The sequence below is a fragment of the Nostoc sp. DedQUE02 genome, from assembly GCF_034531035.1.
GTDB lineage: Bacteria > Cyanobacteriota > Cyanobacteriia > Cyanobacteriales > Nostocaceae > Nostoc.
Genome location: NZ_JAVRBY020000026.1, coordinates 73,377 through 98,253, shown reverse-complemented (window position 1 = coordinate 98,253; position 24,877 = coordinate 73,377). Strand labels below are relative to the sequence as shown.

General features: G+C 43.0%; 17 protein-coding genes and 30 tRNA genes. 36 read left to right on the top strand and 11 right to left on the bottom strand.

What is annotated here, in order from left to right:
* Positions 1–246: 246 nt before the first annotated feature.
* From ftsZ to RMX98_RS20100, 3 genes are all read right to left on the bottom strand, one after another.
* Positions 247–1,569 carry a cell division protein FtsZ gene (gene ftsZ / locus RMX98_RS20110; RefSeq protein ID WP_322678612.1) on the bottom strand — a complete coding sequence of 441 codons (1,323 nt, stop codon included), beginning with the start codon at positions 1,567–1,569 and terminating at the stop codon, positions 247–249.
* Positions 1,570–1,629: 60 nt separating this feature from the next.
* A complete protein-coding gene (locus RMX98_RS20105; protein ID WP_322678613.1) occupies positions 1,630–1,917 on the bottom strand; it encodes a hypothetical protein in 288 nt (95 codons plus the stop codon).
* 729 nt (positions 1,918–2,646) lie between these two features.
* On the bottom strand, positions 2,647–3,480 hold the full coding sequence (locus tag RMX98_RS20100) for a cell division protein FtsQ/DivIB (protein WP_322678614.1): 834 nt from the start codon (positions 3,478–3,480) through the stop codon (positions 2,647–2,649).
* A 677-nt stretch (positions 3,481–4,157) separates the two neighbouring features.
* Here RMX98_RS20100 and RMX98_RS20095 point away from each other — a divergent pair.
* Together RMX98_RS20095 and RMX98_RS20090 are read left to right on the top strand one after the other, a co-directional pair.
* On the top strand, positions 4,158–5,489 hold the full coding sequence (locus RMX98_RS20095; protein ID WP_322678615.1) for a P-loop NTPase fold protein: 1,332 nt from the start codon (positions 4,158–4,160) through the stop codon (positions 5,487–5,489).
* An 88-nt stretch (positions 5,490–5,577) separates the two neighbouring features.
* A complete protein-coding gene (locus tag RMX98_RS20090) occupies positions 5,578–10,623 on the top strand; it encodes a hypothetical protein (protein ID WP_322678616.1) in 5,046 nt (1,681 codons plus the stop codon).
* Between the two features lie 90 nt (positions 10,624–10,713).
* Here RMX98_RS20090 and RMX98_RS20085 read toward each other — a convergent pair whose 3' ends face one another.
* A complete protein-coding gene (locus RMX98_RS20085; protein WP_322678617.1) occupies positions 10,714–11,061 on the bottom strand; it encodes a hypothetical protein in 348 nt (115 codons plus the stop codon).
* A 213-nt stretch (positions 11,062–11,274) separates the two neighbouring features.
* On the opposite strand from RMX98_RS20085, the gene RMX98_RS20080 reads away from it, so the two are divergent.
* Entirely contained in the window at positions 11,275–11,907 is a 633-nt protein-coding gene (locus RMX98_RS20080; protein WP_322678618.1) for a cytochrome b N-terminal domain-containing protein, read from the top strand.
* A 107-nt stretch (positions 11,908–12,014) separates the two neighbouring features.
* Here RMX98_RS20080 and RMX98_RS20075 read toward each other — a convergent pair whose 3' ends face one another.
* The gene (locus RMX98_RS20075) at positions 12,015–13,931 is read right to left on the bottom strand and encodes a cation:proton antiporter (RefSeq protein ID WP_322678619.1); all 1,917 of its coding nucleotides are present in this window, start codon (positions 13,929–13,931) and stop codon (positions 12,015–12,017) included.
* A gap of 326 nt (positions 13,932–14,257) precedes the next feature.
* On the opposite strand from RMX98_RS20075, the gene RMX98_RS20070 reads away from it, so the two are divergent.
* Positions 14,258–14,330: transfer RNA gene (locus tag RMX98_RS20070), tRNA-Glu, on the top strand.
* 92 nt (positions 14,331–14,422) lie between these two features.
* Here the strand turns inward: RMX98_RS20070 and RMX98_RS20065 are convergent.
* The 3 genes from RMX98_RS20065 to RMX98_RS20055 form a co-directional block, all read right to left on the bottom strand.
* On the bottom strand, positions 14,423–15,010 hold the full coding sequence (locus RMX98_RS20065) for an SRPBCC family protein (protein WP_322678620.1): 588 nt from the start codon (positions 15,008–15,010) through the stop codon (positions 14,423–14,425).
* 8 nt (positions 15,011–15,018) lie between these two features.
* Positions 15,019–17,037: a GAF domain-containing sensor histidine kinase gene (locus RMX98_RS20060; protein ID WP_322678621.1), complete on the bottom strand. Its 2,019-nt coding sequence runs from the start codon at positions 17,035–17,037 to the stop codon at positions 15,019–15,021.
* A 529-nt stretch (positions 17,038–17,566) separates the two neighbouring features.
* Positions 17,567–17,902 (bottom strand): hypothetical protein, encoded by a 336-nt coding sequence (locus RMX98_RS20055; protein WP_096535028.1) that lies wholly within the window; start codon positions 17,900–17,902, stop codon positions 17,567–17,569.
* A 71-nt stretch (positions 17,903–17,973) separates the two neighbouring features.
* On the opposite strand from RMX98_RS20055, the gene RMX98_RS20050 reads away from it, so the two are divergent.
* The 3 genes from RMX98_RS20050 to RMX98_RS20040 all read left to right on the top strand — a co-directional run bounded on the left by RMX98_RS20050 (position 17,974) and on the right by RMX98_RS20040 (position 19,251).
* A complete protein-coding gene (locus tag RMX98_RS20050; RefSeq protein WP_322678622.1) occupies positions 17,974–18,225 on the top strand; it encodes a hypothetical protein in 252 nt (83 codons plus the stop codon).
* A gap of 113 nt (positions 18,226–18,338) precedes the next feature.
* Entirely contained in the window at positions 18,339–18,845 is a 507-nt protein-coding gene (locus RMX98_RS20045; protein ID WP_322678677.1) for an HNH endonuclease, read from the top strand.
* A 16-nt stretch (positions 18,846–18,861) separates the two neighbouring features.
* Positions 18,862–19,251: an alr0857 family protein gene (locus RMX98_RS20040; protein ID WP_322678623.1), complete on the top strand. Its 390-nt coding sequence runs from the start codon at positions 18,862–18,864 to the stop codon at positions 19,249–19,251.
* A gap of 169 nt (positions 19,252–19,420) precedes the next feature.
* On the opposite strand, the gene RMX98_RS20035 is transcribed toward RMX98_RS20040, so the two are convergent.
* Positions 19,421–20,266 carry a polysaccharide deacetylase family protein gene (locus RMX98_RS20035; protein ID WP_322678624.1) on the bottom strand — a complete coding sequence of 282 codons (846 nt, stop codon included), beginning with the start codon at positions 20,264–20,266 and terminating at the stop codon, positions 19,421–19,423.
* Positions 20,267–20,466: 200 nt separating this feature from the next.
* Positions 20,467–20,589 carry a hypothetical protein gene (locus RMX98_RS20030; protein ID WP_322678625.1) on the bottom strand — a complete coding sequence of 41 codons (123 nt, stop codon included), beginning with the start codon at positions 20,587–20,589 and terminating at the stop codon, positions 20,467–20,469.
* A gap of 186 nt (positions 20,590–20,775) precedes the next feature.
* On the opposite strand from RMX98_RS20030, the gene RMX98_RS20025 reads away from it, so the two are divergent.
* The 29 genes from RMX98_RS20025 (at position 20,776) to RMX98_RS19885 (ending at position 23,510) form a co-directional block, all read left to right on the top strand.
* Positions 20,776–20,849: transfer RNA gene (locus tag RMX98_RS20025), tRNA-Asp, on the top strand.
* A 4-nt stretch (positions 20,850–20,853) separates the two neighbouring features.
* Positions 20,854–20,975: transfer RNA gene (locus RMX98_RS20020), tRNA-OTHER, on the top strand.
* Between the two features lie 3 nt (positions 20,976–20,978).
* Positions 20,979–21,051: transfer RNA gene (locus RMX98_RS20015), tRNA-Cys, on the top strand.
* 7 nt (positions 21,052–21,058) lie between these two features.
* Positions 21,059–21,132: transfer RNA gene (locus RMX98_RS20010), tRNA-Ile, on the top strand.
* Between the two features lie 2 nt (positions 21,133–21,134).
* Positions 21,135–21,206, top strand: a tRNA-Trp gene (locus RMX98_RS20005).
* Positions 21,207–21,215: 9 nt separating this feature from the next.
* A tRNA-Glu gene (locus RMX98_RS20000) sits at positions 21,216–21,287 on the top strand.
* Between the two features lie 7 nt (positions 21,288–21,294).
* Positions 21,295–21,377, top strand: a tRNA-Tyr gene (locus RMX98_RS19995).
* 4 nt (positions 21,378–21,381) lie between these two features.
* A tRNA-Ser gene (locus RMX98_RS19990) sits at positions 21,382–21,471 on the top strand.
* Positions 21,472–21,475: 4 nt separating this feature from the next.
* Positions 21,476–21,550, top strand: a tRNA-Arg gene (locus RMX98_RS19985).
* 81 nt (positions 21,551–21,631) lie between these two features.
* Positions 21,632–21,706, top strand: a tRNA-Phe gene (locus RMX98_RS19980).
* 6 nt (positions 21,707–21,712) lie between these two features.
* Positions 21,713–21,787 (top strand) — tRNA-Asn (locus RMX98_RS19975).
* 5 nt (positions 21,788–21,792) lie between these two features.
* A tRNA-Gln gene (locus tag RMX98_RS19970) sits at positions 21,793–21,865 on the top strand.
* Positions 21,866–21,868: 3 nt separating this feature from the next.
* A tRNA-Gln gene (locus tag RMX98_RS19965) sits at positions 21,869–21,944 on the top strand.
* 6 nt (positions 21,945–21,950) lie between these two features.
* Positions 21,951–22,027, top strand: a tRNA-Leu gene (locus tag RMX98_RS19960).
* A gap of 6 nt (positions 22,028–22,033) precedes the next feature.
* Positions 22,034–22,108: transfer RNA gene (locus tag RMX98_RS19955), tRNA-Leu, on the top strand.
* A 4-nt stretch (positions 22,109–22,112) separates the two neighbouring features.
* Positions 22,113–22,185 (top strand) — tRNA-Pro (locus RMX98_RS19950).
* 3 nt (positions 22,186–22,188) lie between these two features.
* Positions 22,189–22,262 (top strand) — tRNA-Leu (locus RMX98_RS19945).
* Between the two features lie 4 nt (positions 22,263–22,266).
* Positions 22,267–22,343 (top strand) — tRNA-Leu (locus RMX98_RS19940).
* 6 nt (positions 22,344–22,349) lie between these two features.
* A tRNA-Pro gene (locus RMX98_RS19935) sits at positions 22,350–22,422 on the top strand.
* Between the two features lie 4 nt (positions 22,423–22,426).
* Positions 22,427–22,499: transfer RNA gene (locus RMX98_RS19930), tRNA-Leu, on the top strand.
* 10 nt (positions 22,500–22,509) lie between these two features.
* Positions 22,510–22,586, top strand: a tRNA-Met gene (locus tag RMX98_RS19925).
* 8 nt (positions 22,587–22,594) lie between these two features.
* Positions 22,595–22,670, top strand: a tRNA-Thr gene (locus RMX98_RS19920).
* Positions 22,671–22,674: 4 nt separating this feature from the next.
* Positions 22,675–22,745: transfer RNA gene (locus RMX98_RS19915), tRNA-Gly, on the top strand.
* A 109-nt stretch (positions 22,746–22,854) separates the two neighbouring features.
* Positions 22,855–22,930: transfer RNA gene (locus RMX98_RS19910), tRNA-Val, on the top strand.
* 6 nt (positions 22,931–22,936) lie between these two features.
* Positions 22,937–23,010, top strand: a tRNA-Arg gene (locus RMX98_RS19905).
* Positions 23,011–23,055: 45 nt separating this feature from the next.
* Positions 23,056–23,129 (top strand) — tRNA-Ala (locus RMX98_RS19900).
* Positions 23,130–23,138: 9 nt separating this feature from the next.
* Positions 23,139–23,212 (top strand) — tRNA-His (locus tag RMX98_RS19895).
* 7 nt (positions 23,213–23,219) lie between these two features.
* Positions 23,220–23,302: transfer RNA gene (locus RMX98_RS19890), tRNA-OTHER, on the top strand.
* A gap of 137 nt (positions 23,303–23,439) precedes the next feature.
* Positions 23,440–23,510: transfer RNA gene (locus RMX98_RS19885), tRNA-Lys, on the top strand.
* Between the two features lie 128 nt (positions 23,511–23,638).
* Here RMX98_RS19885 and RMX98_RS19880 read toward each other — a convergent pair.
* A complete protein-coding gene (locus RMX98_RS19880; protein WP_322678626.1) occupies positions 23,639–24,727 on the bottom strand; it encodes a glycoside hydrolase family 3 protein in 1,089 nt (362 codons plus the stop codon).
* Between the last annotated feature and the right edge of the window lie 150 nt (positions 24,728–24,877).

Here is a 24,877-nt window from a genome sequence, read left to right as displayed (position 1 = left end):
CTATGGGTCAGCCACTTTATATAGTACATAAATACTATAAAATAGCGATCACGCTGTGCCAGTTGCGTAAGTCCTGTTACCAATTGGCAAAATTGGGGATGGCAAAAAATTGCTTACCCCTGCCCTTGGTAAAACCCTGGTGGAAGTAGCAGATTTTATACAACGTTCAGCCTGACCTGAGACTGCTAAGTTAATCTAAAATCATTCGACTGAGCGCTCACAAGGAAGTTTCAAATCTAAAATCTTTTAATTCCTTGGTGTACGTCGGTTTCTCAGAAAATCAGGTATATCTAATCCAGGTTTTTCTTTTGGTTCTGGAGTTGGAGTTGGAGCTGGAGTTGGGGTTGAGGTTGGGGTTGAGGTTGGGGGATTAACTGCGGGTTGCTGTGTTGTTGGTCGCTTCGAGGTATTAGGTGCTACCCGAACGTTAGCCACGCTTTGTTGTGGCACAGCTTGCAGTTCACCTGTAAACCCGGTGGCAATTACAGTAATTCTTACCTCACCTTGGAGTCTGTCATCAATTACGGCCCCAAAAATAATATTGGCGTTGGGATCAACAACTTCATAGATTGCTTCTGCGGCAGCATTCACTTCATGCAAGGTGAGGTCAGTACCACCAGTGATATTAAAGACAACCCCTCTAGCACCTTCAATAGAACATTCTAGTAATGGTGAAGAAATAGCTGCGATCGCAGCTTCTCTGGCTCTAGATTTTCCAGAGCTAACGCCAATTCCCATCAATGCCGATCCCGCATCTGCCATCACAGCTCGGACATCTGCAAAGTCAACGTTTACCAAACCGGGGATCGTGATGATATCAGAAATACCTTGCACCCCTTGACGCAGTACATCATCTGCATAACGAAAAGCTTCTTGCACAGGCGTTTGTTCGGGGATCACTTCCAGCAGTTTGTTGTTGGGAATAATGATCAGTGTATCTACTCTACTTTTTAGCCCTTGAATACCTTCTTCCGCTTGGCTGGTGCGGCGGCGTCCCTCAAAGACAAACGGACGTGTAACTACACCAACAGTGAGAGCGCCCATTTCTTTCGCCACTTCTGCCACGATTGGTGCTGCACCCGTCCCAGTACCACCCCCCATACCAGCAGTGATAAATACTAAGTCTGCACCCTCCAAAGCCGTAGCAATTTCGTCCCTTGATTCCTCAGCTGCCTTTTGACCGATGGCAGGATTACCACCCGCTCCTAAACCCCGCGTTAGCTTCTGTCCAATTTGCAATCGACTGGGAGCGCCAGCTAAGGTAAGAGCTTGAGCATCAGTGTTAATTGACCAAAACTCTACCCCGGAGACATCAGACTCGATCATCCGGTTAACAGCATTGCCACCACCACCACCAACACCAATCACTTTGATGTTAGCGACCCGACCAGGAACAATCTCGCCAATTCGGCTATTTTCAGGAGAAATCTTCTTATTATCGTGATTTTGTCCGAAGTTCAGCCCAGAGTTATTAAAGGGATTGGTCGAGTTAACTGCCAAAGAGAACCCTGGCTGTCCCGTAGATTGGGAATTTTTATAGTTAAGTCCTTGGTTATTATCAAGTGTCATTGGATTTGTGAAAGGGTAGATAAACGACTTTTTCAGGTGTTATTCACCTCAGAGTCAACTTTAGTTTGACAGTGCCACAATACTATGGCATTGTTCTTTATTGTTTTCACTACTGCCAAGCCTAACAGAATTAGCGGTGCGAAAATTTGCTATGGGATAAGCTTTTAAAGCAGCCGATCGCACAGCCAATTCTAGAGAAGTATACCTATATTTATCTAAAAGTGACCTGTATAACTTCAACCAGACATTAATCTCTTCATTATTCTCAACGAAGGGCATAACTAGTAAAGACCCACTACAGGGCATCTTCTCTGCCTCAATAATAATATTGTTAATAGGTTTCACCATTGGGGATGACTGCAACTTTAGACACAAAATTTACCTTTTACTTACTTATGCTTAAGGCTAAGGTAAGCAATAATTTACTTGTCAGACTATACCTGATTAATTTGTTACTTGGGGGGTCTTAATGGACACTTTGTTGGAGTAATAGTCTATCCTACGAGAAACGTCACTAGTGCGGTTAACAAATCAAGATTTCCTAAGAGGTTTTGTCACTCAATAGAATTGCGGAACAAAGTACTCTAAACTTATTGCCCAGAAGCAATGCTTACGCAATTTTTGGTGGCATTTTATATTACAGGTTAAAACTTCAGTAACCTGTCTTCGGAAGTGTCCTCAACAGACCAAAGCTAGAGCGTTTTTAGCTCTGCACTTCGATGGCGGCGTAAACCGTTTTCATCAGTGCCCTTTACTCGCAAGTCTGAATCTTAATGAAAAACTCAAGCATTTTTCTTTTTTCCGCACTGGTTTTGGTCAAAGAATGTATAAGCAGCAGGGGTTTTGCACGACACAGACTATCATTCAATTGTCCAACATCTTGCACCCTACTATTAGATGTTAGGGTAACAATTGAGGATCTTTTACTCGCAATGGAGATTTTATGATTGATCCTCTCATTTTAATTAGAAGTTAATGCCGATTTTCGTGCAGTTTACTAGAAAACTGAAAATAATAAATATATTTATCAGCATAAAGCTTCTTAATTTACCAGGAGTTATCAATACATTAAACACCTTAAATGTTTTTAGGGATTTTGGGAGTTAATTTTTGGTCTTTTTGGTTCATCTGTACTAATGGAGATTCGGGATTTTTCAAATCAATATACTCTATTTGACCGGAATTGAATTTTGCCGCTAAATGTCGCATTTGGGCAAGTATCTTAATTTGTTCAGATAACTGGGGACCTGGAACGCCAAGATGTACATTTCCTAGTTCTGTTTTCAAAATTAAATTCGTCGGATTTTGGCAATCAATTTCTATCACTTTCACGGGACTTTGGCTGACAGCTTCATGAAGTTGAGTCCAGTAAAGGCAGTATTGATTAGGCGAACCAATTACTCTAAGATTGGGTAATTTTTTAGTGGGATTGAGTGATGTGTATTTTTCTAAAGGCATCCAGGCCCCACTTGCATCTAACAAGCCGATTGTTACTTTTTTGTTGCCACGTGTTTGAGTCACCGCTACAGGTACTCGTTCTTGAATTTCAATGATTAATCCTGGAGGAAAGAGGCGGCGTCTGACGATCGCTTGAGCAATAGTTGGTTGTTTCTTCAAAGAGTTAGCGATCGCCGAAGGTTCAATCCGCCACAAAGACTGGGGGTAAGACAGCACCAATAGTGACTGAGTTGTTTGATCGGACAGTAACTTATTGCCTGATTTCATTACTATTTGTTTGGGAGCCTTTAGCATCCACACTGGTTGGACTGCCACCCACAGCAATCCACCCGCAAAACCAGTAATGGCAAAGGTTCGCCAAATAGCCTGAATAATTTTCATCTGCCGTTGCCGACGCAATTTCCGACGACGCTGGGCTAGATCCGTGCGGGAAACTGATATTATGCCAGCCATTCACACCCCTTTTTGGTTGCAATCTAAATTCATTAACACGCTCGTATCATCATTAATTTCAGTAAACACTGTTGGCATCTTTTAGCCGCTCTCCTCAAGACTTTTTTTATTTTTAGTAACACTTTACAGTAACTACACAAAAATTATGGCGCTAGTCATTGTTCCTATCAAAGTTTCCGGTGTCCATTTTTAACTGACTGTAGTCTTTTTGACAAGTTATTTTTGAAGATTTTTTCCTAAAGATTACAAAATATTAGTTTAAATGTTAAGGATTTTGTTTTCTTGACAAATAGAATGTGAAATGATAAATAAGTATTCCTGAATCTCTGTATACCTTGCTATAATTCATACCATCTAGACACGTGAGCTATCCAAACTGAAAACTATGAAATATTGTAGTTTTTTTTACACAACTTCTATATCAGATAATTTTGTGGCAAATCAAACAAAAGCGAGAGATTGTCAAAATCTCAATAGCAGGTGTAAAAAGGACAAATATGCTTAACGCTATTGGGATCAATTAAATCTCTACCATATTACTGACAGTAATTCTGCAATAGGTGCTGTTACTTGCAAGACACTACTACCTTGCGAAGCAATTTTATGCGTATATGTAGCATAGAAGAAGTCAGTATAATAATCCACAATATATAGCATCTACATACACCTCTACACAGATGAAAACGACATTCAATTTGTCACGTTTTTATAAAGCATGTAACCCCAGCTACACGCTAAATATAAGTAACGTGCTAGATCAGCAGTATTACATAGATTTTGCTAATGTACGCGGTTGCAAGATTGTCGAAGAATTGCAACGGACTATCATTCGGATTTCTCCTGATGAGCCAACCTGCCAGTTATTTACGGGTCACATTGGCTGCGGTAAGTCAACGGAATTGCAGCGCCTCAAAACAGAACTAGAATTGGCGGGATTTCATGTAGTTTACTTTGAGTCTAGTCAAGACTTAGATATGGCGGATATTGATATCAGCGATATTCTGCTGAGTGTAGCCCGTCAAGTCAGTGCCAGTTTAGAAGGCATTAACATCAAACTCAAACCTGGTTACTTTACCAATTTATTTAAAGAAGTAGGCGATTTTTTGCAAAGCCCTATAGAGCTTTCTGGACAAGCAGAGTTGTCCTTGGGGATTGCCAAAATTACCGCCAAAACCAAAGATAGTACCCAGATGCGGAATCAACTAAGGCAATATCTGGAACCACGTACCAATAGTATTTTGCAAGCGATTAACGAAGAAATTTTAGAAAGGGCTGTTGAACAGCTAAAGCTAAGGGGTCAAAAAGGACTGGTAGTGATTGTAGATAATTTGGATCGAGTGGATATGCGTCCCTTAGCATCGGGGCGATCGCAACCAGAATATCTCTTCATCGACCGGGGCGAACAGTTACGCCGACTAAAATGCCACCTAGTTTACACAATTCCCCTAACGTTAATTTTCTCCAATGAGTATGAGACACTGAAAAATCGCCTGGGAGGAGGGATTGCGCCAAAAGTACTGCCGATGGTATTAGTACGCCAAAGAGATGGCAGTGACTACGAACCAGGGATGTCACTAGTGCGCCAGTTAGTTCTAGCTAGAGCTTTTCCAGAAGTTCCTTTAGAAAACAGACTTTTATTAATTACAGAATTATTCGATCACTCCCAAACCTTGGATCGTCTATGTCGTGTTAGCGGTGGTCACATTCGCAACTTATTGGGTTTACTTTATAGTTGCCTACAACGACAAGATCCGCCTTTTTCTAGGGACTGTTTAGAAGCCGTGATTAAGGACTACCGCGACGATTTGCTATTAGCTATTGATGAGTCTCAGTGGGAATTATTGTTTGAAGTAGTGCAGCAGCAAAGAGTTAAAGGTGAGTCTGACTACCAGAGTTTACTAAGAAGCATGTATCTGTTTGAATATCGCGATCCTGTGGGGCGGTGGTTTGGCATCAGTCCAGCCTTGGCAGAAACAGAAAAAGTTTTGGCTTGGCAACAAAACAAGTAACAGTGCGGGGTAAGTCAATTGTCATTGAACTAATAACTAATGAACAATGCCCAATGCCCCATGCCCCATTCCCAATGCCCAATAACCAATGACTAATGACAAACAGCTACGCGTCTACACCAAAGAAAATCAGCATACTTTGCAAAGACTGATTAGAGCGATCGCACTTTCTGAAGGTCAATTTGCTCTGATTTTAGTTCGATGTAACTATCAGCAATTACGTGAGCAAATGTTAGAAAATATTCGCTCCATTGCTAAAGACATCAATATCAGAGAAATTTTTCTCAATCCATTAACGACTTCTTTACACAGCACAATCGTCTCAGAATTATCTTTAGATAATCCTGCCGTCCTTACAGACTCTTTGCCATCGGCTGTGATGGTTTTCGGTATTGAGTCAACTACCGACCTGGAAAACTTACTTACAGGTATCAACCAAGCACGAGATATCTACGCCGCAACTTTTCCATTTCCATTGGTATTGTGGCTACAAGATGAAGTGGCATCATTGCTTTCAAGGTTAGCGCCTGATTTTAAAAGCTGGGCTGCAACCACGATTAAATTTGAAATGGCCAAAGTAGATTTAATTGCTTTGATCCATCAAGAGGCTGAATCTCTATTTGCCAAAGTCTTAGAAGCAGGTGCTGAAACATTTTTATCTAATGCTTTCCTAGATTTAGATCCCAAGTCTCAACACCGCCATGAAATAGAATCAGCCCGTAATGATTTGCTGCGCCTGTATGGCGTTCAATTAACACCAGGATTAGAAGCTAGTTTAGAATTTGTGTTGGGGCGAGATAAATACGCCAACGATCAAATTAATGGTGCTTTAGCTAATTATCAAAGAAGCCTAGCTTTATGGCAACAGGAAGCAAAGAGACTAGCAGAGTTAGAGAGTAATTCTTCTTTGCCCCTTTCATCTACTCACCCGATACCTGCTTCTTTACTCAAGCAAGCAATAGTGCTATTCCATCTTGGGCTTTGTTATCACCGAATGGCAGATTTATATCAGAATACTAGTAGCTATTGCGAACATGCTCTGTCCTGGTTTCAACAATGCTTGGAGCTATTAGAGGAGGTACAAAGAGAAGACTTAGTTGCTAAATTCATTTTGCCTGCTTGTGAAATGTTACAACGCTTACAAGCCTGGGATGATTTAAAAGAATTAGCTCAAAAATCATTACATCTACATAAAACTTATGGAACTCCCGCACAAGTTGCTCAAAATTATGGTTTTTTGGCAAATGTGGCGGCTTCTGAGTCGAATTGGGTACTAGCTCATGAATTAGCGAATACAGCACTTTCTATCTCTGAAGAAGCGACAGAAATTTCTCTACGAGAAGCTTTGCGAACACGACGACAAGAAAGTTGGTATCTTCTTTTGCTAGCACGTACACAACGGCGTCTGGGTGAGTCGGAGGAAGCTATCAATAACTTGGAATGGGCGAGGGTAGTTTGTGAGCTACAACATCAGCCATTACTTTATTTAGAGATTTTAGAGGAACTGCGATCGCTTTATTTTTTTGAACGTCATAACTATACAGAAGCCTTTAAGCTGAAGCAAGAAAAAATTAAAATAGAACATCAGTATGGCTTTCGTGCCTTCATCGGGGCAAGTCAATTACAGCCGCAACGCCCCAGAATTAACCCAGTACTAGAACCTCACAAAATACCGTTTATTCCTGAAGAGATTGCTCAAGAAATATCTGCTTCTGGACGGCAACAAGATGTGAATCGCTTAATTGAAAGAATTGCCCGTGCTGACTACAAACTCACAGTAATTTATGGGCCATCCGGTGTAGGTAAAAGTTCAATTCTCAAAGCTGGTTTAGTCCCAGCGCTCAAGGGAAAAGTTATCGGTGAACGCATTCCTATACCGATTCTCTTGTCTGTTTATACTGATTGGATGACAATCTTGATCGGCAGTATCAACCAAGCGCTAGCATCCACAGGAATATCTCTTAATCTTGACTCTACACCCACCATAATATTAGAAAAAATTCGTTTAGCATCGGAGCGAAATTATACAATAGTCATTATATTAGACCAGTTTGAAGAATTTTTCTTTGTTAGTAATCCTTCCACACAACGAATAGAGTTTTATAAGTTTTTTAGTGAATGTTTAAATATTTCTTATGTAAAAATCATTATTTCATTACGAGAAGATTACTTGCATCATTTATTAGAATTTGAACGTTTGAGCCAAAAAAATAGTACGGGATTATATGATTTAGGAGTAATTAATAAAAATATTCTTGATAAGGACATTCGTTACTATTTAGGAAAGTTTTCTAGCCAAGATGCCAAAGCCATAATTCGCAGCCTTACTCAACGTTCACATTATGAAATGAGTGAGGAATTAATTAACCGATTAGTACAGGATTTGACAGGAGAATTAGACGAAGTACATCCAATCGAATTACAAATAGTCGGTGCCCAACTACAAATAGAAAATATTACCACGCTTGGAAAATATAAGCTTTGCGGTGGCTCGACAAAATTGGTGGAACGCTGGCTTGGGGAAGTTATCAAAGATTGTGGTCAAGAAAACGAAGAGTTAAGTTGGAAATTATTATTTGAGTTAACTGATGAAAAGGGAACACGACCATTAAAAAGTAAAGCTGATTTAGCGGCTGCATTAGTGAATAATCTTGATATAGAGACAATATCAAGCTTTGACACAGTTGGAGAACTGATTTTAGAAATATTGGTGGGTTCAGGGTTAGTATTGCGAGTCAGAGAAGAATTAGGCGATCGCTACCAGTTGGTTCACGATTATTTAGTTGAACCAATCCGCCAAAAGAACAATTATGGTATGCTCGCCGAATTAGAAAAAATCAAATTTGAAAAAACTAGAGCGGAAGTAGCCCAAAAACTGAGTCAAGAGCAACTTAATTTGGTGTTGCAACGACGGCTACGGGAAGCGCGGTTAGCAGGCGCAATCCTGGCAATCATGGGGGGAACAATCGCAGCACTATGGTGGCAAGCCGACTTACAGAAAAGAGCAGCAGTCCGCGAAACTTTACGAGCTGAACGCAGTGAAACCAACTTGCAAATTAGTGCGATCACTGCTGCTAGTGAAGCTCTGTTTGCCTCTAATAAAGAGTTTGATGCCCTATTAGAAAGTTTGCGGGCTTGGCGAGGACTTAAACAGGCTGATGGAGTGCAGCCAGATACCCGAATGCGAGTGGTGACAGCCCTGCAACAGGCAGTTTATGGAGTAACAGAGGCGAACCGTTTGGAAGGGCATACTGATATTGTCTGGGGAGTAACTTTCAGCCCGGATGGTCAGTTGCTAGCATCAGGTAGCCGAGATCAGACGGTGAAACTTTGGCATCCTGACGGTACTTTACTCCAAACCCTCAAAGGTCATACTGATGCTGTTACCTGTGTAAGTTTCAGCCCTGATGGCCAAAGCCTAGCATCTGCCAGCCTCGATAAAACAGTGCAAATCTGGCACAAAAACCCGATTACAGGTGAATTTGACCCCAAACCATATAAAACCCTCAAAGGACATGAAGATTGGGTTTATAGCGTTAATTTCAGTCCTGATGGCGAATTGTTAGCTACTGGCAGTAAGGATAAAACTGTAAAACTTTGGCGCAAAGACGGTAGCTTAGTAAAAATATTGAAAGGGCATCAAGGGTGGGTTAACTGGGTAAATTTCAGCCCCGATGGTCAATTCATCGCCTCGGCCAGCGACGACAAGACAGTAAAAATTTGGCGACGGGATGGTAGCCTTGTTACAACTTTGCAGGGACATCAGCAAGGCGTGATTGTGGCTGTTTTCAGCCCAGACGGGAAATTTTTGGCATCAGCAGGTCGAGATAAGACAGTGAAGCTTTGGCTTAGGGAAAGTAACAGCACTAAAGACGGTTTTGACTTTCGTCCTTACAAAACTTTACGGCGGCATAGCAGTACAGTGTGGAGTTTGAACTTTAGTTCTGATAGTAAAAAGTTAGCTTCCGCAGGTGAAGACAATACCATAAAACTCTGGAGTATCACTGGTAAATTACTCAAAACCTTCAAAGGACACAGCGATGCTGTTGTCAGCATCGCTTTTAGTCCAAATAACAAATTGCTGGCTTCAGGAAGTTATGACAAAAGCGTAAAACTATGGAGTTTAGATGCTCCAACACCGACTATTCTTCAAGGGCATCAGAAGCGAGTTTTGAGCGTTGCTTGGAGTCCCGACGGTCAGATGCTAGCTTCTGGTAGTAGCGATCGCACTGTCAAACTTTGGCAACGCTACACCAGTAATGGCGAAGTGAAAACCCGACTTTACAAAACTTTGGTAGGGCACACAAATAAAGTCCCTAGTGTGAGTTTTGACCCAAAAGGTGAAATGCTGGCTTCAGGAAGTTATGACAAAACTGTAAAACTTTGGCGGCTTGACGGTACTTTAATCATGACTCTTCAAGGACATAACGATAGTGTGATGAGCGTGAGTTTCAGCCCTGATGGTCAGTTTTTGGCATCAGCTAGCAAAGATAAAACAGTAAAACTTTGGAACCGTCAGGGCAAGTTGCTCAAAACCTTAGTGGGGCATCAGGGTTGGGTAAATAGCGTCAATTTCAGCCCTGATGGTCAGATTTTAGCTTCTGCCAGTGACGATCAAACAGTGAAACTTTGGCAGCAAAATGGCACTTTGCTGAAAACTTTCTCACCCCATGATAGCTGGGTATTGGGTGTCAGCTTTAGTCCCACTGACGAGTTACTAGCTTCGGCTAGCTGGGATAACACCGTAAAACTATGGCGACAGGATGGCACGTTGTTAAAAACCTTATTAAAGGGTTACAGCGATAGCGTCAATGCTGTGACTTTCAGTCCCAATGGTGAATTGCTCGCCGCGGCCAGTTGGGACAGTACAGTGAAACTTTGGAGCCGTGATGGCAAATTAATTAAAAGCCTCAATGGGCATCGCGCTCCGGTGTTAAGTGTTAGCTTTAGCCCAGATGGTCAAACGCTAGCATCAGCTAGTGATGACAACACGATAATTTTATGGAATTTACACCTTGATGATCTGCTTGTTCGTGGTTGCAACTGGGTGGGTGATTACCTCAAGCACAACCGCAATCTTGAAGAACGCGATCGCCTTCTTTGTGATGGCATAACTCGTACAAACCCTTTTTAATTACGAATTAGATTGAAGCCTCAATGAGCAACCGTTGTTGGTTTAGCGGTTGATGAGGCGATTCACAGTTAGAAATAAATTTTGAGCTAATCAGCCGCATGAGCGATCGCTCTCCAAAACTTCATGGCTATTTTCTTCGGGAGCCTCTTGTGGCAAATTTGCTAAAAAGGCTTGTAGTCTCATACGCTCAATGTAAGGCCAGCCTCCCTCAGACTCAATATCTTTCAGCAGTGAGTAGAGTTGGCGACGGTTAACAGGCAAACTCTCTTGAAAAACCCCATCTCGGATATCTCGGTGTAATTGCTCCAATTGCCGTAGCAACGCCAAAAGAGCTACTGTATCGTCTTCACAAGTTGTCGCTGTATCATACACCACAGTGGCGATCGCTTGGAGTTTATAAGACAACTTCTCCGACTCAATATTTTTGTTATTGTTCATGCCACCCTTTGCGTATAAATGAGGTCAACTCAAATTTACCGGAGATTTTTAATTTTCCCTAGTTTGTCAATATTGACTCCTCTAATCGGCTCATTGAGAATAGCGTACTATATCAGATTTATTTTTTATTTGAAAAACGCAACATTGATTAATATTTCTTAGCTAAAATCATAATGAGAATAAATACTTAGTTAAGAACAGGAGGGGTGAGCCATGCAAAGCACCCAGTTCGATAAGATTTTGCGACGAATAGCAACGATATTATCAGTTGTGATTCTGACTCTGTGTTTAATTTACATATCTACCGGAGTTTTGCTTGCTTTTTACTATGAACCGACAGCAGGCGGGGCTTATAACTCTTTAAAGATGATTAATACACAACTGCCATACGGCTGGTTGTTTCTGAGAGCGCATGATATTGCTGGTAACGCAGTAATTGCGATCGCCTTAATTCAAATTGTGGTGATGTTTTTAGGTCGGCAATTTCGCAAGAGTTGGCTGGCTGCTTGGATTAGTGTGATTTTGTTGACCCTAAGTGCGATCGGGCTGGATTGGACAGCGATGATTTTAGATTGGACTCAGGAAGGATACTGGCGTTTTAGCATTGAGCTAGGAACCATCGAAGCCATTCCTTTGATTGGTGGGCAACTGCGCGAAATCCTGACTGGTGGTGGAGCCATTAACACAATTACCGTCGAACACCTTTACACAATCCACAGTTATCTGATTTCGGTAACGACGCTAATTCTTGCCATAGTACATTTGTCTGCTTTACTCTGGCAAGAATGGCAAATGTATCAAGAAGCGCCAAAACCAGAAAGCGAATTTATTCCTTCCCAAGGCTGATAAGAGGAAAAGGGGCAGGAAGCAGGGAGCAGGGAGAAGAACGCCATAAATAAATTTATTTGGTCTAATTCTGGGAAATTACAACATTTTCTCCCCTGCCCCCTGCCTCACCCCCCAGGAGCCTCACTAGTAGAAAGTTGAGATAATTGAGCCAGGGATAAATCTTCAACCTCTGGTAACTTCTCTAGGGAGAGGGGAGTGGATTGGGTGGCACCAGATAAACGTTTTAAAAGGCTCGGTCTAGGGTCATGTAACAGATAAATAATGCGATCGCCAATTTCCCAATCTTGATTAGCTGGCATTACCTGTAAGCGTTCTTCTCGTTCTAACAATAGCGGTATCAATACCCCAGTCCGAATCTTTTCTTGAATGCGATCAAATTGAGTGGAAAATTCCAACTCATTCAATGTGGTTGTTCCTAGTTTGACTCGCCCATCATTGAGATATTCATTCCAAGTTTTAATCGCTAAGTCTGGGATAAAAGCCTGATTAACTTTATTAGCCGAAGTACTCGCCTGCGGATCGCGGGGGAAAACAGCTAAGACACGCGGGGGTTTAAATTCCTCAGCTGCTCGTTGAGCCAAAACAAAATTCACCTCGCCATTACTTGTCATAGCCAAAAAAGTACCCATAGAGGCAAGTCCTGCCTCTTCTAAAACAGCAGCATCCAGCGCACTGCTGGCAATCACCCGGAGATTCTGCGCCTCAGCTTGGACAAGACATTCGGGGTCAGTATCAATCATGACCACGTTTTCTCCCCGTTCTTGAAAGAATCGGGCAATCAAAAGACTCAAAGGATTACAACCAACAATTACTGCCCCAGTTGCATCTTTAGAGGTGATTTGCAGCCACTTAGCAACCCAGCCAGCTGTTAGCCCTTGGCAGACAACAGTCATGATAATTGTCAGGAAAACTAGAGCTTTGATGGAATCACCACCGTTAATGCCGCGCTGTGTCAGCGAAATCGCAAAAAAAGAAGCTACAGAGGCGGCAACAATTCCTCTCGGAGCAACCCAGCTTAAAAATACTTTCTGTCGCCAGTTTAGGTCACTGTTCCAGGTACACAAGAGGATATTAATCGGGCGAACGACAAACATTAGTACCAAAACGGTGAATAAACTACCCCAACCCAAAGCAAACACACTCGCAATGGATAGGTCAGCAGCTAATAAGATAAATAGCACCGAGACGCTGAGAATTGTCAACTGACCTTTAAAGCTCCGTAACAAACGTTCTTCCGGGACTGAGGAGTTAGCAAAGACTGCTCCTGCAACTACTGTTGTCATGACTCCCGATTCACTACGGATCATTTGCGATAAGGTAAACAAGCTCCAAAGTATCGCCAACACTACTAAGTTTTTTAGCTCAAATGACAGAAAACTGGCGCGTTTGAAAATCAAACTCATCAAATAACCGCCAGCACCACCAATTGCTGCACCAACAGCCAAGCGCATCAGCAAACCTGCGATCGCATTGATTGGGTCAGCATCGCCGTTTAAAATCGTATCGAGGACAACGAAGGCAAGGATAGCCCCTACAGGGTCAATTAAAACCCCTTCCCCTTCCAAAAGTGTTGCTACTTGCCGATCTACATTGATTTGTTTGAGCAAAGGGCCAACGACGGTTGGGCCTGTCACCACAACTATGGAAGCGTAGAGAAAAGCTATGTTCCAGGGAAATTCCCCCAGCCAGTGGGCTGCCATACTCCCACCAAGTAATGTGATCAGCGTTCCTTGAGTGACAAGCAATTGCAGGCTGACTGAAACTCTGCCTAACTCCCGCAGATCCAAGTTAAGTCCGCCTTCAAACAAAATTATTGCCGTTGCTAAAGCGACAATAACCTCCAGCCCAGTGCCTAGCGAATGGGGATGCAATAACCCGATGCCATCGGAACCAAACAATATGCCCAACAGCAATAACAAGACGATACTGGGTACACGAAGGTATGCAGCTAGCACTTGGGCGCTAATGCCTGCAAAGACAGCGATCGCCATCTGTATAGTGATTTCAAAAGATGCTTCCATGTTGTAGATTTTGAGCGATTTATTTCAAAATCTTTTGTAAAAAACCGTAGATATTAACTCTACAGGGTACAACATCATACCCTGTGTTCCCTGCTGTCTTTAGCGTTTTTTTGATCTGTGTATTCCCCTAAATCGCTAGCGTCGGGCACTGAGGCACTCTGCGGCTGACCACAGCAGCGTCTACAGACTTCTTTTTGTGTCTCCATGTCTTTGTATCCTATTCAAGCTTTCGGCTCCACCTAGTTTAGCTGCCACAAACTTTTTTTGGCAAAACCTGTTGACAACTGCAAGGAAATTGGTTAACTTATAAAAGGTCTGAGTCAGATGCCCCCATCGTCTAGAGGCCTAGGACACCTCCCTTTCACGGAGGTAACGGGGATTCGAATTCCCCTGGGGGTACTTAAAAGCATCAAAAAGCAAAAACTTTTTTGTTTGAAATTGTACCAATTAAAACCATCATCCAGAGATACTTCTGAATGATGGTTTAACTATTATACATACGGTTCTTTGCTGGCTAGTTCTTCTACACGTTGGTAAATAGCTAGTAGATTTAACCGTAAATCTTTGCTCAGGCGATTTTCAATGATTCCCACTGGCATAGTTAATTTAGGCCAAACTTGAATTGTGTAGGACAAATTTGTTCCTATATACTCACCGAAGGAATAAGGCTCTAAGCACCAGCTACCAGAAAAGCCTTTAAAATCTCCCTCTACCATGCGGAAATTAATTTCTTTGGGGAAGCATTCTTCCAGATCCAGAACTACCCGCGCCGAAAAGTTGAAATTCAGTAAGCGCTGGGAGCCTACTTGCTCCAGTCGAATTCCACCATTAGGATGCTCGATAATACAACTCTTGGCAAGGTTGGGGAGAAAGTTAGGTAAGGCTTCATAATCTGTCAGAACCTTCCATATTTGCTCCACTGGTTGAGGAATTTGGACTTTAGCGCTGATTTGCCGTTGTCGCTCTGCTATTTTCTCAATTTGAACTTCTACCTTAGCAAGCAAGTCTCCTTCTAGATTAGTGTTATCAGTGGAAGCTTGCAAATCAGGGTTCTCTGTTGTGTTCTGTTTTTTAGTCACTTTCAGAATTATGGTTTGCTTTCGTCAGAAAATTGGGGCAGAGTCAGGGTGAAGCAAATTTCGCTCTGTTCCGAATCCGAGATTTGGACACTTTCAACAGCGATCGCTCCATTTAGATGCTGCACTAAAGACTTGACTAGAGCAAGTCCCAAGCCTGTCCCTGGAGTCCAACGCCCTTTTCCGCGACGGAACTTGTCAAAGATGTAGGTCGCTTCTTCTTCAGAGATGGCACGTCCTGTATTCGTCACCTTTATGATAACTTGATCAATTTGTTGATCAACTCGGTGAGCCGCTTGTAAATGGACAATTGTATCATGCTCTGAGTATTTACAGGCATTCGTTAACAATTCTTGCAGGATGCGGTCAAAACTCTCCAGTTCCGTTTGCAGTTTTAGCGATTCCTCTGGTAAATCTACAGAAATCTTTAATCCTTTCTCTGCGAGTTTTTTCTCAAAAGATGCTGCTATATCCAGGATTTTAGTATTTAAATCTATAGATTGTAATAGCGGAGCTTCGTGAGGCGACTCTAGTTTTTGGAGTGTCAACAAGTCATTAATCAAGTTGATTTCCTTTGAACATTCCTGCTCTAAGATATCCAGATATCTAACTTGACGCTCTGGTGCTATTCCTGGCAAACGTAAGTTGCGAATTGACATCAGCATATTTGTCAAGGGGTAGCGTAGGCGATCGCTCATGTTACTCAAAAATTCATCTTTGAGTTCGTTAAGTTTGCGTAGCTGCTCGACATACTGCCGTGTTCTTTCATGCAATTTTGCTTGGAGTTCTAGACTACTTTGGAGTTTCGCCGTCCGTTCATCTACCAAAGTTTGCACTTGGCGCAACGTCTGTGACTGAATGATGGCGTTACTCACTTGAGCAGAAACCATTTCTACAAGATTTAACTCTGCTGGTTGCCAATTGCGAATCACAGATTGCTGTAGCACCAAGAATCCTAAGATTTTACCTTGACTCTCTAATGGCACTAAAAGTACGGCAGGGAATTCCTCTATCGCAAATAATGGAGCTGCTGTCAAGGTATCGTTTTGGTCTGTATAGTCATCGAAGATTACTGGTTTTCCAGAATCGATGAAGGCACGCTGGCATAGACCACAGTCTGAAATCAAGAAAGACTGAGCTAAGGTGTCTAGTTTACTAGTGCCGGAATTTTGTGTTTCCTTAGCCCATTCACCAATTACGGTAGCCTTGGCTTTGGGAATTTGTTTTTTAGCTTGAGTCCTAAATAGTGGATCTGTATATTTCAGCGATATGAGCAAACCCCGATCTGCCTGTAGAGATTCGGCAGTCGAGGCGATAACTAACTGGAGCATTTGATTAAGCTCCAGGTTGCTACGACTTAATATGGTTAATTGCTTGATTAAGCTTTGATGTTGCTTGCTTTTTTCTAGGGACTGCTCTTGATGAGCAATTTGTTGAGCTTGTACCACTCCAGAAAATGCGATCGCGCAAGCCGACTCTACTTCTTTGAGCAATTGTTTTTCTGATTCACTCCATTCATAAGGTTGGAATTTAATCAGATTAATCACTCCGTTATTATTGCCACCAAACCGAGTGGGAATTGCTAAAACCGCTTTTATCGGTAGTGGCAAATATTGACACCCAATTACCAGACTATTTTGAATTATGGAAATGTCTTCAATAGTCAATGGTTGGGCAGCACATTGCAGCACTGGCGAGTGCATAAGCAACTGTTCCATCGAAAACATTTCTTCTGGGTGTGGCAACCCTAGATACTCATCAGCACACCAATTAGTAGTAGTTGCTTCGTCGGATGTCTCATCCGCCACTGAAACCAAGCAGCAGCAATCTACGTGAAAAGCAACTCCTAGCAATTGGGCAATATCTTGCAGCATCAATGCTGTAGCAGAGCTATTGGCAATGATTTGGTTAATCTTTTGTACCAACTGGCGGGCACGTTCTTCCTGATGCTGCATCACCTTGACTTGGTAAGGTTGTAGTCGATCTATGTCATCTACGTAATGTGGCGGCGATGATAAAGGTTTTTTCATTCTTGGCACGCCCTCGGATAATAACCCCATTGTTCTTGCACCCAACCTCTTGGCATATTCTTCACCTTTAGTTGTGTTGCTACACCCTAATAATTGACAAATTTTGTGTGAATACTTTCTCTCACCTGTTATAGCCCTTTTCTATCTCAGATGGCCAAATTTCCCCTGTATCAAGCAAATTGCTACATTGGTACATAAGTATATAGAATACTTAAGATATCCTATAAATACTTCAGTTAGCTTATTTTTAACTGCTCTATACTTGAAATAATTTATTAACTTTATCTTGTCTGTAAGTATACATAAACCGTAATTTTGCTAGAATTCGAGCAAAATTACCCTTTACATCACGTAAAATTACGTAATTTACTTTATAAATTTTTATTACATTCAAAAAAAACTAGTAGGTTTAACAAGCTACTCTTTGCTCTCCGTAGCTCTCAGTAAAATATTATTAATGAAACTAAATTTTGAATGCAGCCCAGTTATTAGTAAAAATAACTGGACTGCATTCGTTTGAATATAAAACTTATCCAGCCAAGCTCTCGACACTCAGAGGAACCATATCGCCGTTCCTCGTCAGTCCTAACAACATCGGTTGTTGGGGTTGAATTAGTTGACCTGTCAGTACACAGCGTTCTTCTTGTTGAGCTGTGGCAGCTATGCTAGCTCGAATGTCGGATCGCGAAAATCGAGGCTTCCACTCACCTGATTTTTGCTGGACATAATTCCAAAGGATATCTCGGATTAGAGCTTGATATCCCTGATTCCCAGCTATTTCTTTGAGTTTATCTTTGAGTTCCCGCTCTAGGCGGATGCTGGTAACTTCCATATCGGTGGTTGGGGTGCGGGCGATCGTATGCATCACTTTTTCTCCTTAAAGGTATAGACAGGATAGTAATACAAGTGTAGTATGTTTAAAGGAATGTTCAATAGGTGAAATTTTCTGTGAAATCCATTTACCCCATCTCTACTTCAATTTTGTGCGCTACCAATTGCCGAGCCGATTGGGAATCAGCTGCTATGGAAGTGGAGTATTTATTTATGGGCGATGGTAGCCGAAATCATGGGCAAATCACAGAAGGTAATGATGATTATAAATATCTCAGCATTAGTGTACTAATTGCAAAACCACAACTAGATGAACAAAGCGGGGGGTACAGACAGAGGAATCCTGTACCGATATAAGACCAGAAAATTTTCCGGTCAATTCTAACCCCCGCTTCACCAAAACAAGAAGCGGGGGTTTTTTTATAAGGAGTTAAGCTGTGACGATATCTTCCAGGCGCGGCGCGAACGCAATGCAAGTGTTAGAGCAATCTGTGGTTGTGTTTTCTCAAAATTACTTGCCACTATGTCGGGTCAATATCAAGCGGGCGATTGTACTGTTAGTAACCAACAAGGCGCAACCTCTGGGTTTTACCACAGAAGGCGGATGGCAAGTTCACTCACCCAGTTTGGTAATTGATGTGCCAAAACATATTCGCTTGACAATCACTTCTAATGAGCGGATGTGGAAAGTTCCGCCAGTGAATCGGCGGGAAGTATTGCGACGAGACCATCACAGTTGCCAATATTGTGGCAGCAGCAAACATCTAACGCTAGATCATGTGATGCCGCGTTCTAAAGGCGGTTCTCACACTTGGGATAACGTAGTCGCAGCTTGTGAAAGATGTAACTCCCGTAAAGGCGATCGCACTTTGTTTGAAGTTGGTATGCAACTGCGTACCAAACCAAAACCACCAATGCACCCCGCGATTTCTTTTGCTGAACAGTTTTGGATAGATATGCAAGCAAACCTGGAATAACAGGAGAGCATAAGGAATGCTGAAATTAACTTACACTGAAAGCAGTTTTGATTTGGAATGTGTCACTTTGTCGCTAGAAGAATGGGTAGCGCAACGAGTGATTTTAGCCCTGCGAGTTGGGCAAAGTTTATGCATTGAACCCACTACCGCTTCCTTTTTGCTTCCTGTTGATTTGCCAGGAGTAGAAGTACTGAAGTCTGAGGTAAAAAGAGATGACAGAGAAATCATTGCCCTCTGTGCGTGCGATGCCGAATATATGGAAGTCACCCTGCGGGGTTCTTGGCTATCAGCTAGTTCTAAGGATGCTGTCGGTGTGTTTGTCACCACTATGAGCGATCGCGCTGAGTTCTTTTTGCACAAACTTTGGCAGGAAGCTCAATCTTGTGCTTCTGTGATGAGCGAATAAACGAAATGAGTTGGGTAACTCAATTTTGGATTTTGGATTTGTTCTCACGTTGAAATTCGGGGGTAACTCTTGGAGATGCTGCCAGAACAAACATTTTGGGATTTTGGATTGAGTAATCCAAAATCCCAAATTTAAAATCTAAAATCAGGTGAGGAGAATTTCTCACCCTTTATTGCGTCATTTTTAGCAGTTCAGGAATTGTTACAAATCGGTAGCCTTGCTGTTTGAGTCCGCTGATGATTTGTGGCAAAGCTTGTACAGTTCTGTGGCGATCGCCACCACCATCATGCATTAAAACAATGAAACCAGGTTTTGCGCCTTTGAGGACATTATTTACAAAAGCCTGCGGTTTGGCGTGAGGATCGGTATCAGCGGAAGTTAGCGACCACATAATGACAGTATCTTTCTGGCTTTTGGCGTAAGCAGCTAGTCCATTATTTAAAAAGCCTCCAGGAGGACGAAACAGAGAAGTTTTGACTCCTGTAATTTTGTATATCAGATCGGCTGTGCGATCGATTTCACTCTTGGCTGTGGCTTCATCCATTCGCCGATACCAATGATGCCAAGTATGGTTGCCAATGGCGTGTCCCTCGGCTACTTCACGCTTGGCTAAGTCTGGATTTGCTTCTAAAGCTTGTCCTACCCAAAAGAATGTGGCTTTAACATCATTTTGCTTCAAGATATCCAGCATTTCTAGGGTTGTCTTTGGCCAAGGGCCATCATCAATGCTGAGAGCAATAACCTTTTCATTGTTGGTGGGTTGCACCTTATAAACAGTTTTTCCCTGAAATTTATCTGGGACTGTAAAAGTAGGGTTTTCTACTTTGGCTGATGGCGGTAATTGGGCTTTCATTTGGCCCTTTGCTGGATCTTGAAGTGCAGTATGGATTTTGCTTAGTGGCTGGTTCAATCCCGATTGTGGGGAGATACCTGGAGCAATACTACAAGCTGTAATACTAGAGGCGATCGCGACAAAACTAATTATCTGTTGTCGCTTGAAGGAATTATCTGTCACGTCAGGCTTTTAAAGATTCACACAATCATAAGCTGTAGTTTGATTTTTCAGAGGGTTTAGCAAGCTCAAATATAAGTGCAGCAGCTTTTATAGACAATTTCAAAAAAACTTTCTGAAACCCCTTGACACCTCTTGTAGTATTTTGTAGTATGTTTGTAGTAAGGCGAAAGACAAAGCTTCTCAAAAGTCAAATTTATGTTCTACATCCAACTAAAGGACAGGCGTTGGAATAAACCAGAGTCCCCAGTTAACAAAACTGCTCCTACTTGCAAACCATCGGTAGTAGAGGCAATAAACGAAAAAAGTTCTAAGTTTGCACTCATCAAAACCACTGAATACATCCGTAATACACAACAGGCTTGCTACCTAGAGTTTCGGTTGTTTTCCTAACAGTTTCTAACAGTAAAAAGTAATTTTTCTGAACCTTGAAAACTGAATAAGAAATGGGCAAGTTCACCAACAAAACATGTGCCTAAAAACCTAAAAATTTAGGCACAGATTCCCAAAATCGGGGTGTAGCTCAATTGGCTAGAGCGTTCCGTTGTCTGCGGAAATGTTGCGGGTTCAAGTCCCGTCACCCTGGTTGAAGTCCCATAGGCGAATAGTTTAAGCCGTCAGCCTACGGCAGTCGCTACAACGGAGGGAACCTCCGCAACGCGCTGCCTCCTCAAGCTGAAGATTGCGAGTGCAAATCTCGTCGGGACTCCCAAATGGCTGAGTAGCCAAGTGGTCGAAGGCGCCGGTCTGCAAAACCGACATCGTGAGTTCAAATCTCACCTCAGCCTTTGGTGCCGCAGTGTAGCTTAACGTAAAGCCCCTGGCTCATAACCGGGTCGATGCGGATGCAAATCCCGCCACTGCTACCAATGCAGGGATGGTGTAACGGAAACACCTCGTGACTCCAAATCCGATGTTCTGGGTTCAAATCCTAGTCCCTGCGTCAATCATGCCCCTGTGGACGAATGGTTAAGTCGCTGTTCTTTCAAAGCAGAAATTGCGGGTTCAAGTCCCGTCAGGGGAATCATTATGGGTCGGTGGCCGAGTCTGGTTGAAGGCGACAGTCTGTAAAACTGTTCTTTTTTGCACGCAGGTTCAAATCCTGCTCGACCCACTGTGGAGAGGTGGCTGAGTGGCTGAAAGCGTCCTCCTGCTAAGAGGAAACGGGTAGTTAATATCCGTCACAGGTTCAAATCCTGTTCTCTCCGTTTTGAGAGTGTGGTGTAACTGGATAACATCTCAGTCTACGAAACTGAAGACGTGAGGGTTCAAATCCCTCCACTCTCGTTACATGGGAGAGATGATGGAGTGGCTGATTCGAGTTGAATTAAACCAGTCCACTGGGTAAAACCCATCTCTCCTCCTTATCCCCCGGTAGCTCAGTTGGTAGTTAGCGCCTGTCTGAAGAACAGGAGGTCGTCGGTTCGATTCCGACCTGGGGGGCTTCGTTGCCTCATAGCTCAATGGTAGAGCAAGCGGCTGTTAACCGCGCGGTTGTAGGTTCGAGTCCTACTGAGGCAGCCATTCATTGCCGGGTGGACGAATTGGGAAGTCGCATCGCTCTGAACGATGAGGTTGCAGGTTCAAACCCTGCCCTGGCAATAAAGCCCTGTGGTGTAATTGGCAACATAGCGCCCTTTGAAGGCGAAGATTCCAGGTTCGAGTCCTGGTGGGGCTGCCAAACTCTGCTCTTGTAGCCCAACTGGAAGAGGCTGCCGTCTCAAAAACGGTATGTTGTGGGTTCGATTCCCACCAAGAGTACCAAACTTTGCTCCTGTAGCCCAATTGGAAGAGGTGGCAGACTTAAAATCTGTTTAGTTGTGGGTTCGACTCCCACCAGGAGTACTAACGGGATGTAATTCAGTGGCCAGAAGCCATGCTTTGGGAGCATGGAGTCGCAGGTTCAAATCCTGCCATCCCGATATGCCTCTGTGACGGAACTGGCATACGTGCTGGAATCAGAGTCCAGATTTTGCAGGTTCAAATCCTGTCAGGGGTACTAAGCTCTCGTGGCGGAATGGAAGACGCACTAGACCGAGGATCTAGTTTTTTGCAGGTTCAAATCCTGTCGGGAGTACCAAAATATCTGGGTGTGGCGCAGTTGGGAGCGCGGGAGTTTCGGGAACTCCAGGTCGTAGGTTCAATCCCTACCACTCAGATTTCGCCCTTGTAGCCCAACGGAAGAGGCGCTTCGCTTAGAACGAAGAGGTTGCTGGTTCAAATCCAGTCAGGGGTATTGGTGAATATGCGGGGATAGAGCAACGGTGGCTCGTCAGGCTCATAACCTGAACATCGGCAGGTTCGACTCCTGCCCCCGTCACCAAAATTAGTGCTGGTGTAGCTCAATTGGCAGAGCAACTGACTTGTAATCAGTAGGTTGCAGGTTCAATTCCTGTTACCAGCTCCAGAATGCGGATATGGTGTAACGGTAGCATCTGAGTCTTCCAAACTCTAGGCACGAGTTCAAGTCTCGTTATCCGCTTTAAAAATTTGCGGGTGTGATGTAATCGGTAGCATCTGAGTACGCCATATTCAGTGCGTGGGTACTCTTCGAGAACGCTGTGCGAACAAGTCCCTCCACTCGCTTGCGTAGTCCTGTAGCTTCAACGGTAGAGCAAGTGCCTTACAAGCAAGAGGTTGCAGGTTCAAATCCTGCCAGGACTACCAAATATTGGGAGTGTAGCTCAATGGAATAGAGCTTCGAGCTTCTACCTCGAAAGTTGTGGGTTCGAGTCCTACCACTCCCGTTTGAAAATGTCTTTAATTTTGAATTTTGAATTTTGAATTTTTATGGGGTCATAGCTCAAATGGCTAGAGCGCCTGCCTTGCAAGCAGGAGGTTATGGGTTCAATTCCCATTGATTCCACTGATGATGGTGTCTGAAGCCAAAGTGGTCGAGGCGCTGGTTTGTGGAACCAGTCATAGCGGGTTCAAGTCCCGTCAGGCACCCTTGAATGGAAGATGCCGCTGAATGGACGGCAACTGGTCTTGAAAACCAGGGTATGGGCAACTGTAGGGGTTCGATTCCTCCATCTTCCTCTTTTCCACCTGAAGCCGAAAAGTGAGGCGCTGTGCTGATAACACAGAAACAGGAGGGGCAGTACCTCCCTGGTGGATTTATATCTAAATGTTGGTATTACAAATCGCACTTGCTCATTTCTTTTTCAAATCAACTAGGGTGGTTGGCATACCGGCTGTGCAGCGGGCTTTTAACCCGCAGAAATAGGTTCGACCCCTATACCACCCATTAAACAATTCAAAATTCAAGTTGCGCTTCTAGCGCACCAAAGGTGCGACTCAAAATTCAAAATTAAGAAATGCAATCTTGGTTAGCCTTTTGGCAATCGCTAATATGCAACTTGAATGGGCGTTGGGTTATGAATAGCAACTAGCGATCGCTAGTTGAGCATGTTGTAATAATACATCTTTATCCAAAGCATGTATGGGATATTGCGGTGTTACTGCCAGTAGTTTCTCAATTCTTTCTCTGGCTGCTTCTACGACTGCTTCATCTAAGCTACCGTTACTGAGCGAATCAGCAAAATCTTCAGCAATCCGATAAGTTCTTTCAATAGATGATGAATTAATATTACGCGATACAATAAACAGATCACAGCCTGCATTAAATGACCGCGCCACAGTACCAGCTTTCATAAACATATCTGAGATCGCTTTCATATCCAAATCATCAGATACAATTACTCCTTCAAAGCCAAGTTCCTCTCTAAGTATGGTTTTGAGGATAGCCTGAGAAAGCGTTCCTGGGACATCAGGATCTATTCTGGGAAATAAGATATGGACAGTCATAATCAAAGGAATTTGTACTTCGATTAAGGCTTTGAAAGGTATAAGTTCTCGAAGTCGCAGGTCTTCTAAAGTTAAATTCAGTATTGGTAGCTCAATGTGAGAGTCTTTACTGGTGTCTCCATGTCCGGGAAAGTGTTTAGCACATCCCAAAATTCCTGAATCTCGAAGTCCAAGGTAATAGTCACGCGCACCTTGAGTAGCAGTTTCAGGAGTGTTACCAAAGGCGCGAGACCCAATCACAGGGTTATCGGGATGGGAAAAAATATCTGCTACAGGTGCCCAAGACAAATTGATTCCCAGTGATTTTAATTCTACTGCTGTGGCTTTTGCTATTTCATAAGCGTGCGATCGCAGCAAAAAAGCGTGAGGAAAGCGGGTAATTGGCAATGGTGTACGAATTACACGACCTCCTTCATGATCGAGAGTGAGGAACATGGAATCACGCTCAGTATATTCTCGTATCTGGTTATTCAAATCTTTGAAGCTTTCCAGCCAAACCTGATATGGAGTGCCATCCAAAAAGTTCTTAGCAAAAAATATCGCCCCAATCGGTTTTAATTCATTGAGTGCGCGTTTATCGTCATCGCTTAATGTCGTGCCGGAAATACCTAAAATTAAGTGATGTCCAAAGCGCCTTAGCTCCTGCGATACACCCATAATCTTTTACCTATTAAGTTGTGCGGTAAACAACTTGGTTGTTCAACCTAGAGGACATAAACATTTATCCTACACCTTTATCGGGAGAGGAAAGTTTTCTTTAAGTAATGCCCCAGATGTTTCCTAATAGCAAATACACAAATTAGCCAA